We start from the raw sequence: 13,572 nt of genomic DNA, 5'->3' as shown, positions 1-13,572 counted from the left end.
CGCGTACACGGCCGTCTTCGTCGACGTCACCGCGCCGCGGCACGTGACGGTGAACGGTCGCCCGGCGCACTACCGCTACGAGCCCGCCACCCGCACGCTGACCGTGGACGTGCCGGCCGTGCCGCGTGGCGCCGGCGCGGTCGTGCGCCACGACGGGCGCGCGGTGACCGTGCCGCCGGCCCCGGCCGTCGACTTCTCGCTGGAGGCACCGGACGGCCTCGTCGCCGGCGTGCCGAGCCGGGTCGTCGGCACCGTGCACAACTCCGGCCCGCGGGCGGTCACCGACGTCGCCGTCTCGGTGCCGCGGCCGGACGGCTGGACCGTCACGGCGACCTCGCCGACCACGACCGACAGCCTGGCGCCGGGAGCACGCTTCTCCGCGACCTTCGAGGTCACCGCGCCCGGCCCCGCCCGCAACAGCGAGCTGGTGGGTCACGCCGGGTACGTGCGCCCCGACGGGCGAGCCGTCAGCCTGCCCGCCGTGCTCACCGTGCGGCCACGCCCGGTCCAGGTGACCTTCCGAACCCTCGCGCCGCCGGGCACCCCGCCCGGCGACACGCTCTACCTGCCGGGGAACATCGACCAGCTGGGCCCGTGGGACCCGGGCAAGCTGGCCATGACCGACCGCGGCGGTGGCGTGTGGGAGGCCACCGTGACCGTCGACGACGGCACGGAGGTGCAGTACAAGTACACCCGCGGCACCTGGGACACCGTCGAGTGGTGGGGCGGGATCGTCAGCACGAACAACCGCGCCGTCACGGTCGCCGGCGACGCCGGGGGCAGGATGCTGGTCGACGACACGACCACCGCCTGGGACGACCCGTCGGTACCGGACGTCCACAAGGCACCCCGCATGTGGCGGGACCCGGTCGTCGTGTCCACCACCCCCGACGCCGGCTCGGCCGGACCCGCGCCGGCGTCGGTGACCGTGCGGTTCCAGCGGGACGTCGACCCGGCGGGGCAGGACTTCGCCGGCTCGGTGGCCGTCAGCGCCGGCGGCACCGCGGTCACCGGCACGGTGCGCGAGCCGACGCCTGGGGTGCTGACGTGGACGCCGACCGCACCACTGCCGGCCGGCACCTACGCCGTCGAGGTCAGCGCCGTGCGCGGCGCGCTGGGCGCGGACAGCGTGCCGATCCAGCGGCCCTACCGCTACACGTTCACCGTGACCTGACCCCGCCCCCGAGATTTTTCTGAACTCGGGCCAATCCGCGCCCGTCTCCGCTCCGAACCACCCCTACCGGGGGACTTGCGAGCGGAGAGAGAACATGGACGAACGACGTGGCGACGACCTCTGGCGGCAACTGGAGCTCGAAGGGCCGGAGACCGACACCGTCTGGGACCGCCTCCGCACCTCGTGCCTGATGGTCCGCCAGCACGTGCACGTCGACGCGGTGGCGGCGACGATCACGTGCGGGGGGCTGGGCACCACGGTGGCCACCGACCGGTGGGCCGAGGAACTCGAGGACTACCAGCACACCCTGGGCGAAGGGCCGGTTCCGGAGGTCGTCCGGTCCGGCCTCGCCGTGCTCGCGCCGGACGTGCGCCGCAAGCGGAGCCGGTGGCCGGTCTTCACCGGGAGGGCGGCGGTGCACGGCCTGGCCGCGGTCTTCACGGTGCCGTTACCGGACACCCGCGGCAACCCGCTCGGCACGCTGACCCTGTACCGCCGGACCACCGGACAGCTGTCGACGGCCGAGCTCCGCCACACCGCCGTCATGGCCGGCTTCATGGCCAAGCTCGTCGACCTCGACGACAGCCTCCGGGAACCAGTGACCACACGCATCTCCGCGGCGGCCGACCTGCTCGCCACCCGGCACGCGATGTCCCGGGAGGACGCGCTCGTTCTGCTGCGGGCACACGCCTACGTGCGGGACCGCCCGCTGCACGAGATCGCCGACGCCGTGGTCGACGAGGACCTGTGGCGACACTCCCTGGACGACGACGGACACTGACGGACATACCGACGGACGCTGGCCGGCGCCGGCCTCCCGGGGAGGGTCAGCCGGTCAGGGCGACGGGCGGGTCGGCGGGCGCGAAGAGGTCGTCGAACACGCGTACCCGGTCGAAGGCCATGGCGTGCGCGCGGGCGCGGTCCGCCATGAGCTGCCGTTCCTCCGGGGACATCGAGAGCACCACCCGGTCGATCGCGGCGGCGATGTCCGCGACGTCGCCGGCCGCCACGATGATGGCCGTGTCGCCCACCGCCTCGCCGACCCCGCCGGTGGTGGTCGTGATGACCGGACCGCCGCCGGCGAGCATCTTCTCGGTCAGGGCGATGCCGAAGGTCTCGACGAAGTCCGGCTCGGGCTTGGTCGGCAGCGCGTACGCGGCGCAGCCGTTCATCAGCAGCGGCTTCTCCTCGTCCTCCACGTCCGGCAGGAACACGACCCGGTCGTCGTGCCGGGTGAGCGCCCTGAGATCCGCCAGCGCCGGGCCCGTCCCCGCGATCGCGAGCTTCACCCGGGACCGGGCCCGGCACCGGGCGAACGCGTTCACGATATCGTAGACGCCCTTGGCCGGCGTGACCCGGGACAGGAACAGCACGTAGCCGTCGCGTTCCAGGCCGCGGCGGCGCAGCGCGGCGTCGACCGCCGCCGGGGCGAGGTCGACGTAGGCCGCGGTGTCGATCGGCGGGTAGCTGACCGAAAGCCGGCGCACGCACTGGTCGGCGAACCGGGTGCCGCACTCCGCGTCGACGGCCTCGGCGGCGGCGACGATCTCCTGGCGGGTGTACTCCGACACGGCGATCACCTGGTCGTTGGTGAGGAACCGGGTGAACAGCGCGACGGCCGCCCCGAACCGCCGCTCACGCAGGCACGAGCGGATCACGTTGGTGACGTCCGAGCCCACCGCCTTCGCGATGGTGTGGACGTCGGGTGCGTAGCCGGCGGCGCGGGCCGCGTCGACGGCGTCGCGCACGACGGCGTCGTGCGGCGCCAGGTACATCGACAGGCAGGTGGTCGGGATCCGCTCGGCGAGCAGCTCCACCAGGCGTCCGGTGAGCCCGGCCAGGTACCGGCCGTCGGGCACCCGGTAGTCGCCGACCGGGTCGGGCCGCTCCACGGTGATGCCCGCGCTGTAGGGCATGATCCGGTCCAGCGGCTTGAGCGGCAGGCCGGCGGCCTGCAGCACGGGGATGGGCCAGGTCAGCAGCCTGACGTCGGAGAAGCCGCGGGTGAGCGCGACCTCCGCCAGGTTGCGGGCCTCGCCGGAGTGGCCGCAGATCACCGGGTCGGCCCGGACCACGATGACGAGACGCTTGCTCATGTGCGGGCCCTCTTCCCGAGCGGGTCGGACAGCGACGGCGGCAGGACCTTGTGCCCCCACTCCGAGGGTTGCGGGCCCAGCTCGAGGAGCAGCCGGCCGCCGGCGTGCACGGCGGCCGCGCTCAGGTGTGCCGCGTCCAACGGCTTCCCGTTCAACCGGGCCGACTGCACGTACTGCGGCGGCGGGACGCCATCCAACCCGTCGGAGCTGATCGAGTTCTCGCGGTGTCCCCGGGTCTCCACGACGAAGTCGCGGTCGCCGACGTGCAGGGTGGCACGCCGGAAGGCGGGTGCGTTGACCAGGAACATGCTCTGCCCGGCGACCGGGAACAGCCCGAGCGAGGCCCACACGTACCAGGAGCTCAGGCCGCCGGAGTCGTCGTTGCCGGGCAGCCCACCGGGGCCGGTGCCGAACTGCCAGGTCAGCGCGGCGTGCACGACCTCGGCCGTGCGGTCCGGCCGGCCCGCGTAGTGGTAGGACCACGGCGCTTCCATGTCCGGCTCGTTGTTCAGCCCCTCGAACCGGTTCAGCGCGAAGCCGGCCCGCATCTCCGCCGGGTCGGGCCGCCGGCCGAGCTGTGTCACGGGCCGCGCGCCGTAGCCGAAGAACGCGTCGAGCATCGCGACGAACGCCTCGGCGCCACCGACCATCTCGATCCGCGCGGCCATGTCGTGCAGGAGCCGGAACGAGTAGTTCCACTTGCCGCCCTCGTAGAACGACGAGTCGTACAGCAGACCGGTGGCCGGGTCGAACGCGTTGGACCACAGGCGGCTGCGCGCCTCGAGGTCGTCGGCGAGCCGGACGTCGTGCAGCGCCCTGGCGACGCTGGCGGTGCAGTGGCAGGCGTAGGCGAGGTCGAGGGTGTGCGAGATCGGGTGCACGACGCCGTGTTCGTAGAAGTCCTCCCCGTACATCCGGCGCAGGTCGTCGTGCATGTGCACCAGCGCCCAGGCCCAGTCGAGGTCGCCGAGGCCCAGCGCGTGCACGTCGGCCAGCGCGGTGTGCACCAGGGCGCTGGCCTGCCGGAAGAACCTGTCCGCGCCGCGTGCCATCCGGTAGCCGATGGGGAAGTTGCCCTCCTCCTCGCAGACCCGGATCAGCGACTCCAGCAGGTCGACCGCCCGGTTCGGGCAGATGGCGGTGAGCAGCGGCAGCTGGGTCTTGTAGATGTCCCACATGGTGCAGACGTCGAAGGCGAACGGGCCGGAGGACGGCCAGAACGGGCTCTCGTCGTCGGCGAAGCACGGTTTGACCAGCGAGTGGTACAGGGCCGTCGCGAACACCTGGCGCCGGGCGGGTGACCCGCCCTCGACCTCGATCCGGTCGACGTGGTCGCGCCACCGGGCCCCGGTCCGCGCCCGGAGGTCGTCGAACGCCGGCGTGCCGTCGCCGCGCTCGCGGTACAGGTTCTCCCTGGCCTGCTCGCAGCCGCGCAGTGAGAAGCCGATCTGGATCTCGACCTGCTGCCCCGCGGTGGTCGGTCCCCGGTAGAGCAGCCCGAACGGGCGCAGCGTGGTCGGCCTGATGCGGTCGAAGTCCAACCGCGTGCCACCCTCGATGAGTCTGCGGTCGTGCCAGAGCATCTGCCGCCAGCCCGGGCTGTCGACCTCCATGTACACCGACAGCGGGATGCCCTCGACGACCACCGTGCCCTGGGCACGGCCGTTGCCGAGGCTCTCCACGTGGGCTCGCAGCGGCACCGTGCGCCCGAGGTCGATGGCCAGCCCGCCGATGGACAGGTCGACGACGATCCGGGCGCTGCGGTGCGCGGGGAAGGTGTACCGGTGGACGGCGACCTTGGCGCCGACGGTCAGCTCGCAGCGGATGCCCGTGCCGAGGGTGGCCGCGTAGTACCCGGCCTCGGCGGTCTCGTCCCGCAGCGGCCAGGCCTCGCCGAGGGCGTCCAGCTGCTGCACCATCGGGGTCACGCGCACGTAGTTGTAGTACTTGCGGATCGCGCCGGTGCCGGACTGCTGGAAGTGGGTGAAACCGGACGCCTGCAGCTGGTCGAACAGCTCCTCCGGCACCCCCTCGGTGCCCTTGGCGTACCGGCCGTAACCGGTCGGGTAGGCGCCGGAGTAGGCGCAGGCGGAGACCATCCCCAGCGGGTACGTCGCCCCGGGATGGGTGTTCCCCACCTGCGGTTTCGGCCACCACCAAGTGGCCGCCAGACCCTGCGCCGCGGGCAGGGAGGTGGCGGCCGTGCCGATGAAGGGATCGATCTCGTCAAGGATGACGCGACACTACGACGCGAGCCCCGCACGTTGGTTTCCACGACGTGAACGCGCGGTTGATCATCAATGCACTCTCACCCCGCGCGGGGGACCGCCGGCCAGGCCAGCAGGCGGTCCCGTGACCAGCGGCGGCCGAGGGCCTCGGCACGCGGCGTCATGCGCGGCAGCGTGTCGATCGCCGCGCCGGCGGCGGCACCGTCCGCGGCGAGCGCGGCGTCACCGAGCGCGGCGCACGCCCGGCGAGGGCGAGGGCGGCGAACGTTACGGGCGGCCCCTGGCAGGCGTCTGCCCGGCGACGCCGTGCCGCAGTGGGGTGTTGTCCTCCCGGGTGTGCGAGGGGTCGGCCGCTGTGTCGCCCGGCGTGCTCGTCACCTCGGGTGCTTCCGGTTGCCGTCCCCCGGACGGTGTGGCGCCGCCCTCGAGCTGGTCGAGCCGGGCCGTCAGGATCTCCAGCACCGGCACGCGGTTGGCGTGTCGGCGTTCGTGGTGGATGAGCGTGCGCAGCTGGTCGTCGTCCAGGGAACGGATGCGGTGCTGCACGCTGCCGATCGGCAACTGGTCGTAGTCCGGGAGTGGCAACGTCTCGTCGGTCATGGTTCGCGGCTACCCGCGGCCCCGGTCGACAAACCGACCGCCAGCCGGCCGGGTGGACCCGCGAAAAGATCCCTCGTCCGGGTGGTTGCGCCGCCGGTGGGTGGGAACACCGCGCCGGAACCAGCACCACCGGGAGGACAGGCGTGACCGAGGACCAGTACACCCAGCGCGACCCGCGGACCCAGTACCCGGGGCCGGACGAGCAGCGCGGGCAGGAACAGGGACACCCGGGTACCGGGGAGGCGATGGGGCCGGAGCCGGACCACGGCGAGAGCTCCTACCGGGGCTGCGGCCGGCTGGTCGACCGCAAGGCCGTGATCACCGGCGGCGACTCCGGGATCGGGCGGGCGGTCGCGGTGGCGTTCGCCCGGGAGGGCGCGGACGTGCTGCTGTCCTACCTGGAGGAGGAGCAGGAGGACGCCGAGCGGACCGCGGAGCTGGTGCGGGACGCGGGGCGTGCGGTCGTGCTGGTGCCCGGCGACATCCGGGACGAGGCGCACTGCGGTCGGATCGTCGACCGCGCGGTGGCGGAGCTCGGCCGGATCGACGTGCTGGTGAACAACGCCGCCTACCAGATGTCCCAGGACGACGGGTTGCTCGGGATCTCCACCGAGCAGTTCGACCGCGTGTTCAAGACCAACATCTACGCCATGTTCTGGCTGTGCAAGGCGGCCGTGCCGCACATGCCGCCCGGGTCGAGCATCATCAACACCTCCTCGATCCAGGCGTTCCAGCCGTCGCCGGAGCTGCTGGACTACGCGGCCACGAAGGGCGCGATCGTCAACTTCACCAAGTCGCTGTCCGCGGACCTGGTGCGGCGGGGGATCCGGGTCAACTCGGTGGCGCCGGGCCCGGTGTGGACGCCGCTGATCCCCGCGACCATGCCCGCGGCGAAGGTCGACTCCTTCGGCGGCGACACCCCGATGGGCCGGGCGGCGCAACCCGCCGAGCTGGCACCGCCGTACGTGTTCTTCGCCTCGCAGGAGTCGAGCTACGTCACCGGCGAGGTGCTCGGCGTGACCGGTGGCCAGCTGCTGACGTGAGGTACGGGGGTTGGGGCCGGCGGGAGAGGGAACTCTGTGGCGTGAGCGTGCGGGTGTTGGCGGTGGGAGCGTCGGCCGGCGGCCAGGAGGCCCTCGAGCGGTTGGTGGCCGCGTTGCCGGCCGAGCTGGGTGCCTGTGTGCTCGTGACCGTGCACATCACCCCGACCGCGCGCAGCAGGTTGCCCGAGATCCTGACCCGGGCGGGCTCGCTCCCGGCCGCGCATGCCCGCGACGGCCAGCCACTGCGCCCGGACACCATCGTGGTGGCGCCGCCGGACCGCCACCTGGTCGTGGACGGCGGTCGGGCCTGGCTGAGCCCCGGACCGAAGGTGAACCGGCACCGGCCCTCCGTGGACGTGATGTTCGCCAGTACCGCCCGGTGGGCCGGTCCGGACATGGCCGCGGTGGTGTTGTCGGGCTCGCTCGACGACGGCGCGGTGGGCGCCGCGGTCGTGGCCAGGGCCGGCGGCGCGGTGTACGTGCAGGATCCGGCCGAGGCCCAGTTCGTCGGGATGCCGCGCGCCGCGTTGGCCGCCGTGCCGGATGCGACCGTGGTGCCCACCACCCGCATGGCCGCGCTGCTGACCACCGCCGTCCGGTCCACACCAGCCCCGCCGCGCCGCGCCGCCGACGCCGGGCGAGAAGGAGATGGTCCGGTGAACATGGCGGACAGCAGCAACCCCTTGTACCTGTCTTCTGACGAGGCCCGCCTCACCCGGCTGGTCTGCCCCGACTGCCACGGGTCGCTGGCGCAGGTCGATCTCCCCACGATCACCTACTACCGCTGCCACGTCGGCCACCAGTGGTCCCCGCAGACGCTGGCGGCGGCGCAGGCGGAGGTTTCGGAGGAGAAGCTGTGGAGCGCGGTGGCGGCGCTCGACGAGCAGGCCGCGCTGCGCCGGCACCTGGCCACCCACGGCGGCGGCCCGGCGGAGGAAAGCCCGGCGGTGGAAGAGGACTCCGCGGACCACCTCCGCGCGGCGGATCGCGCCGGCTACCTGGCCCACACGCTGCGCCGGCTGCTCGATCCGCCGGTGACCCACCACGGCGGCCAGGGTGCCGACACCGACCCCGACGTCATCGACCCGGTCTCCTGAGTGGCGATACCGGCCGCGAGGTCGTGGTTCTCCCGCGGTCACCTGGGTATCGCCACAGGGCCGGGTTCGGCTCGAGCTGGGAAGGGGACCGACATGACGGCGACACAGCCCGTCGACAGCGACGTCCACCACGTCCACCACGGCGGCAACGTGCTCGCCGGTCTGCTGCTGGGGATCGGCGCGGTGGCCATGCTCGACGAGGTGGTCTTCCACCAGCTGCTGCACTGGCACCACTTCTACGACCGGTCGACGACCGCGGCCGGGCTGGTCTCCGACGGGTTGTTCCACGCGTTCAGCTGGTTCGCGACGGTGGCCGGGCTGTACCTCCTCGGTGGTGTGCGCCGGCGGCGGGCGTTCCGGGGGACGGCGTACGCGGCCGGGTTGCTGACCGGCGCCGGGTTCTTCCAGCTCTACGACGGGTTGGCCCAGCACAAGCTGATGGGGCTGCACCAGATCCGGTACCGCGTGGACCTGACGCCCTACGACGTGGTGTGGAACGTGGTCGCCGTGGTGCTGCTGGTGGTCGGGGTGGTGCTGTGGGTCCGCACCGCGCGGCGGACCGCGGGGTAGCGGCCCGTGCACGGCCACGGAACCTCCGCCGGGGCGGTGTCCGCACTGGGGCCCGCGCAGTGGCTGGTCCTGCTGGTGGTGGCCGGTGCGGTGCTGGCCTACCTCGCGGGCGTGTCGCGGCTGCGGGGCGTCGCGTGGCCGCTGTCCCGGCTGCTGGCCTGGATCGGCGGGTGGACGTGCGTGGGCGCGGCGCTGGTCGGTCCGCTGGCCGAACGGGCCCACCACGACTTCACGGCCCACATGGCCGGGCACATCGCCCTCGGGATGCTCGCACCGCTGATGCTGGTGTTCGCGGCGCCGGTGACCCTGCTGCTGCGCGTGCTGCCGACCGCTCGCGCGCGGCCGGTCGCGCGGGCGCTGGCCTCGCGCCCGGCCGCCGTGGTGACGCACCCCCTGACGGCGGCTCTGCTCGACGTCGGCGGCCTGTGGCTGCTCTACCGGACCCGCCTCCACGCCGCGACGATGACCGGCCCGTGGCCGCACCTCGCGGTGAGCGCCCACGTGCTGGCGGCCGGGTACCTGTTCACCTTCGCGGTCCTCGGCCGGCCGGACCCGGCACCGCACCGAGCGCCGATCGGGTGGCGTGCCGGCACGTTGGTCGCCGCCGTGGCCGCGCACGACATCCTCGCCAAGGTCCTCTACGCGTACCCGCCCGCGGGAGTGCCCGCCGAACAGGCCCGGCGGGCCGGCGAGCTGATGTACTACGGCGGCGCCCCGGTGGAGATCGCGCTGATCGTCCTGCTCTGCCGCGACTGGCTGGGCCGTGCACCCCGAACGCGACCGAGGCGTAGCAGCCCGGGGAGGCGCACTAGCCTGTCCGGGTGGGCACCGAGTTGGTTCTGCTGTCCGGTGTGCGGTGTCGCGGGCATGAGATCACCCGGCCGCGGATGCGCGACCTGTTCGCGCTCCTCGCCGACGACCTCCGTGCCGGTTGTGGCACCGCCCGGCTCGTGGACGAGCTGTGGCCGGGGGAGCAGCCCGCCAATCCGGTGAAGGCGTTGCAGGTGCTCGTCTCCCACGCGCGGGCGCTGCTGGGGTCGGACGTGATCGTCGCGACCCCCCTCGGCTACCGGCTTTCGTTGCGGGAGAACGAGGTGGACGCCGTCGTGGTGGAGCTCCGGGCGGTCGCGAGCGCGCGGCACGCACGCGCCGGCGACCACGCGGCCGCGCTCGCGCACGCCGAGGCCGGACTCGCGTTGTGGGACGGGCCGCCGGACGCGGACACCGCGCTCGGGGATCCGTTGTCCCTGCTGCGGACGGCCCGCGTCCCGACCTACCGGTCCTTGCGGCGGGAACGCGCGCTGGCGCTGTCGCGGTTGGGTCGGCGCGCGGAGGCGGTGCACCTCCTCGCCGAGCTGGTGGAGGAGTACCCGCGGGACGAGGAGGTCCTGGCGGAACTGCTGCGGTGCGAGGCGGCGACCGCGGGGCCCGCCGCCGCGCTGGCCCGGTACGCGGCCTACCGGCGGGTGGTGCGCGACGAGCTCGGCAGCGATCCCGGTCCGCTGCTGCGGACCGTGCACGAGGAACTGCTGCGCAGCGACGTGCCGCCGGTCCGGCGTGGCGTGCCGCACGAGCCCAACCCGCTCCTCGGCCGGGAGGAGGACCTCCGCGCGGTGGCGGAGCTGATGCGCACGTCCCGCGTCACGTCGGTCGTCGGCACCGGTGGCCTGGGCAAGACGCGGCTCGCGCACGTGCTGAGCCGGCAGGCGGAACAGCGCGCCGTGTACTTCGTCGAGCTGGCCGGCGTCGCGACGGACGACGAGGTCGCGCACCAGGTCGCGGCCACTCTCGACCTCGGCGAGGTCGGGCTCGGGTCATCGGGTCGCGCCGCCGTCCCCGCCGATGTCCCCACCGGCGTCCCCACCGGTGTCTCCACCGATGTCCTTGCCGGCATCGCGGGTGCCCTCGGGTCGGGTGCCCTGCTGGTGCTGGACAACTGCGAGCACGTGGTCGACGGTGCCGCGGAGCTGGTGCGTGCCCTGGTGGCGACGTGCGCGGACCTGCGGGTGCTGACCACGGGCCGTGCCCCGCTCGGGCTCTCGTCGGAGTCGGTGTACCTGTTGCCGGAGCTGGCGCTGCCGGCGGCGGTCGAGCTGTTCGGCCAGCGTGCGCGGGCGGCGCGCCCGGACGTGCACCTGCCGGCGGAGGCGGTCGCGGAGCTGTGCCGCCACCTGGACGGTCTCCCGCTCGCCGTGGAGCTGGCCGCGGCCCGTGTCCGGGTCATGTCGGTGGCCGAGATCGCCCGCCACCTGGACGACCGCTTCGCCCTGCTGCGCGGTGGCGCCCGGGACGCGCCGGCACGGCACCGCACCCTCCACGCCGTCATCGACTGGAGCTGGCACCTCCTCGACGCCGAGGGCCAGGCGGCCATGCGCGCGCTGTCGGTCTTCCCCGGCGGGTTCACCGCGGACGCCGCACGCCACGTGCTCGGCGGCGACGCGCTGCCGGTGGTGGAGCGGCTGGTCGCGCAGTCGTTGCTCAAGGTGGCCGACACCGGGCCGGGCGCCCGTTTCCGGATGCTGGAGACCGTGCGCGAGTTCAGCGCCGCGCACCGGTCGCGGGCCGGCGAGGACGACGAGGTGATCCGGCGGTTCCTCGCGTGGGCTCGGGAGTTCGGGGTGGCGCACCAGGAGTCGGTCTTCGTCGCCGACCTGGTCCCGGCGGTGGCCCGGATCCGCGCCGAGCAGGACAACCTCGTCTTGGCGCTGCGCCACGGGCTCGAGACGGCCGACGGCGCGACCGTCGCGGCGACGTCCGGGGCACTGGGCGGCCTGTGGATCGTCGACTCGAACTTCGGGCGCATGGCGACGCTGGGCGGGGAGGCCGCCTGGCTCCTCTCGCACTTCCGGCCCGAACCCGCGCTCGTCGAGGTCACCAGGACAGCCGCGGTGGTGGCCGCGGCCAGCGCGTTCCTCCTCCGCGGCCCGGGCGCGGCACGCTCGCTGGTCGCCCTGCGCAGGCTGCCGCCGGCGTCGCCGGACACCTTCCCCCGCGCACTGGCGATCGTCCTGCGCGTGGTGACCGACGAGCCGGACCTCGCCGCGTTGCGGGTGCTGGCGGACAGCGACGAGCCGCTGCTCGCCGGCCTCGCCGACGCGGTCGCCAGCCAGCTCCTCGAGGTCGGCGACGACCTGGACGGCGCGCTGGCGGCCGCCAGGAGGATGCTCGTCGCGTTCGAACGCCTGGACTTCCCGGCGCTGGCCGCGACCGCGCACTCGCGGATCGGCGAGCTGTGCCTGGCACTCGCCCTCCCGGACCAGGCACGGCACCACATCGTCGCGACGCTCGCGGTGGTGGAGGCGGTCGCGGCGTGGTCGACCGTCGCCAGGGTGCGGTGGGTGCTCGTCCTCGCCGACCTGCAGCGCGGCGCGGTCGACGAGGCGGAACGGGGCCTCGAGGTGGCGGTGCGGGGTGGCGGGGACGACGTCCTGGGCATGGCGATGATCGACGTGGCCGTGCGTGCGGAGATCGCGCTCGCACGCGGTCGGGTCGACGCCGGCCTGCGCCTGTGGCGGCGGGTCGCCGACCACCTGCGCAACGACGTGCGCCGGAACACCGACCGCGACTGGTGGACGTTGGAGGCCCAGGCCGTGGCGGTGGTCGCCCACGCCCAGCACGGGCGCCTCGACCTCGTCGAGGAGCTCACCGCGGCGCTGCCGCGCGTGCTCTCGGCGTGCGTCACCGACGCCGTGGCCCGGTCACCGAGGAGCTTCACGGACTTCCCGCTGTGCGGCACGCTCCTGCTCGCGCTGGCGATGGTGGAGCTCGATCGCGGGGAGTGCGTGCGCGGCGCCCGGCTGGTCGCCCTGGCCGAGCGGTTCCGGTTCACCACCGGGTTCCGGCCGACCATGTCCCCGGCCCGGGCCAGGCGTGCCGCGGAACAGGCCGACAGGTCGGCCTACGTCGACGCGGTGACGACGTGTGCCGACCTGGGACCCGAGGACCTGCGCGCCGCGGCGCTGGACGTCCTGCGGGCGCGCGTCACGACACCGGATCTCGCCTGAACAACGCCCGCGCCCACAGGTAGCCGGCCAGCGCCAGGCCCACGCTCCAGGCGACCGCGAGGGGCGCGCTGCCGCCGACGGGCGTGCCCAGCAGCAGGCCGCGGACGGTGTCGAGGACCGGGGTGAACGGCTCGTGCCGGGCGAACCAGCGCACCGCCCCCGACATCGAGTCGGGCGTGACGAACGCGCTGCTGACGAACGGCAGCACCTGGACGAGGATGGTGAAGCCGCCCGTGCCCTCGGCGTTCCTGGCGGCCAGGCCGACCGCGACCCCGAGCCAGTTCAGCGCGAGCGTGAGCAGCGCGATGACGCCGGCCATGGCGAGCCAGCCCAGCGGCCCGGCGGCCGGCCGGAACCCGAGCGCGAACGCGACCCCGACGACGAGCGCGACACTGAGCATGGTTCTGATCAGGGCGCTGGCGACGTGTCCGGTCAGGACCGAGGCGCGGGAGATCGCCATGGTGCGGAACCGGCTGATGATCCCCTCGGTCATGTCCCGGTTGACGGCCAGCGCGGTCGTGGTGGAGCCGTAGCCGACGGTCATCAGCAGGATCCCGGGCAGGACGTAGTCGACGTATCGGTGGCCGGGCGTGCCGTCGCCGAGGCCGGCGGTCAACGCGCCGCCGAAGATGCCGACGAACAACAGCAACAGCAGGACCGGCAGGGCCAGCGTCATGACCATCATCGTGGGGTAGCGCACGAGGTGCCGGAGGTTGCGGCGCAGCATCGTCACGGAGTCACCGGTGGCGTGGGACAGGCT

11 protein-coding genes are annotated in these 13,572 nt (G+C 73.8%); 7 read left to right on the top strand and 4 right to left on the bottom strand.

The features are described 5' to 3' along the window. A partial coding sequence (locus ACJ73U_RS18145) for an NEW3 domain-containing protein (protein WP_407778821.1) occupies positions 1–1,174 on the top strand: 1,174 nt, incomplete at its 5' end. Positions 1,175–1,268: 94 nt separating this feature from the next. Next, positions 1,269–1,955, top strand: coding sequence for a GAF and ANTAR domain-containing protein (locus tag ACJ73U_RS18140; protein WP_407778820.1), 687 nt, complete (start codon positions 1,269–1,271; stop codon positions 1,953–1,955). A gap of 46 nt (positions 1,956–2,001) precedes the next feature. Here the strand turns inward: ACJ73U_RS18140 and ACJ73U_RS18135 are convergent, their stop codons facing one another. The 3 genes from ACJ73U_RS18135 to ACJ73U_RS18125 all read right to left on the bottom strand — a co-directional run bounded on the left by ACJ73U_RS18135 (position 2,002) and on the right by ACJ73U_RS18125 (position 6,098). Then, positions 2,002–3,270: a glycosyltransferase gene (locus ACJ73U_RS18135; protein WP_407778819.1), complete on the bottom strand. Its 1,269-nt coding sequence runs from the start codon at positions 3,268–3,270 to the stop codon at positions 2,002–2,004. Then, on the bottom strand, positions 3,267–5,480 hold the full coding sequence (locus tag ACJ73U_RS18130; RefSeq protein ID WP_407778824.1) for a glycoside hydrolase domain-containing protein: 2,214 nt from the start codon (positions 5,478–5,480) through the stop codon (positions 3,267–3,269). The genes ACJ73U_RS18135 and ACJ73U_RS18130 overlap by 4 nt, the downstream gene beginning before the upstream one ends. Before the next feature lie 285 nt (positions 5,481–5,765). After that, positions 5,766–6,098: a hypothetical protein gene (locus ACJ73U_RS18125; RefSeq protein WP_407778818.1), complete on the bottom strand. Its 333-nt coding sequence runs from the start codon at positions 6,096–6,098 to the stop codon at positions 5,766–5,768. Between the two features lie 245 nt (positions 6,099–6,343). On the opposite strand from ACJ73U_RS18125, the gene ACJ73U_RS18120 reads away from it, so the two are divergent. From ACJ73U_RS18120 to ACJ73U_RS18100, 5 genes are all read left to right on the top strand, one after another. Next, positions 6,344–7,141 carry an SDR family oxidoreductase gene (locus tag ACJ73U_RS18120; protein ID WP_407778823.1) on the top strand — a complete coding sequence of 266 codons (798 nt, stop codon included), beginning with the start codon at positions 6,344–6,346 and terminating at the stop codon, positions 7,139–7,141. A gap of 41 nt (positions 7,142–7,182) precedes the next feature. Further along, entirely contained in the window at positions 7,183–8,238 is a 1,056-nt protein-coding gene (locus ACJ73U_RS18115; protein ID WP_407778817.1) for a chemotaxis protein CheB, read from the top strand. Between the two features lie 93 nt (positions 8,239–8,331). Next, complete coding sequence (locus ACJ73U_RS18110; protein ID WP_407778816.1) at positions 8,332–8,808, top strand: DUF2243 domain-containing protein; 477 nt, start codon at positions 8,332–8,334, stop codon at positions 8,806–8,808. 6 nt (positions 8,809–8,814) lie between these two features. Next, entirely contained in the window at positions 8,815–9,801 is a 987-nt protein-coding gene (locus tag ACJ73U_RS18105; protein WP_407778815.1) for a cytochrome c oxidase assembly protein, read from the top strand. Continuing rightward, positions 9,696–12,812: an ATP-binding protein gene (locus ACJ73U_RS18100; RefSeq protein ID WP_407778814.1), complete on the top strand. Its 3,117-nt coding sequence runs from the start codon at positions 9,696–9,698 to the stop codon at positions 12,810–12,812. Before ACJ73U_RS18105 ends, ACJ73U_RS18100 begins: the two co-directional genes overlap by 106 nt. Here ACJ73U_RS18100 and ACJ73U_RS18095 read toward each other — a convergent pair. Continuing rightward, positions 12,790–13,569 carry an ABC transporter permease gene (locus ACJ73U_RS18095; RefSeq protein WP_407778822.1) on the bottom strand — a complete coding sequence of 260 codons (780 nt, stop codon included), beginning with the start codon at positions 13,567–13,569 and terminating at the stop codon, positions 12,790–12,792. The genes ACJ73U_RS18100 and ACJ73U_RS18095 overlap by 23 nt on opposite strands. Positions 13,570–13,572 lie beyond the last annotated feature (3 nt).

Origin of the sequence: Actinophytocola sp., from assembly GCF_045807065.1 — a bacterium.
Classification (GTDB): domain Bacteria; phylum Actinomycetota; class Actinomycetes; order Mycobacteriales; family Pseudonocardiaceae; genus Actinophytocola.
Note: the sequence above shows the minus strand (reverse complement) of the source record. Positions and strands in the feature narration are given on the sequence as shown.

Excerpts from the sequence above, each read along its gene's own strand:
- ACJ73U_RS18135 (WP_407778819.1), bottom strand. The coding sequence starts at position 3,270 with ATGAGCAAGCGTCTCGTCATCGTGGTCCGGGCCGACCCGGTGATCTGC.
- ACJ73U_RS18125 (WP_407778818.1), bottom strand. The coding sequence starts at position 6,098 with ATGACCGACGAGACGTTGCCACTCCCGGACTACGACCAGTTGCCGATC.
- ACJ73U_RS18120 (WP_407778823.1), top strand. The coding sequence starts at position 6,344 with ATGGGGCCGGAGCCGGACCACGGCGAGAGCTCCTACCGGGGCTGCGGC.
- ACJ73U_RS18110 (WP_407778816.1), top strand. The coding sequence starts at position 8,332 with ATGACGGCGACACAGCCCGTCGACAGCGACGTCCACCACGTCCACCAC.
- ACJ73U_RS18100 (WP_407778814.1), top strand. The coding sequence starts at position 9,696 with ATGCGCGACCTGTTCGCGCTCCTCGCCGACGACCTCCGTGCCGGTTGT.
- ACJ73U_RS18140 (WP_407778820.1), top strand. The coding sequence starts at position 1,269 with ATGGACGAACGACGTGGCGACGACCTCTGGCGGCAACTGGAGCTCGAA.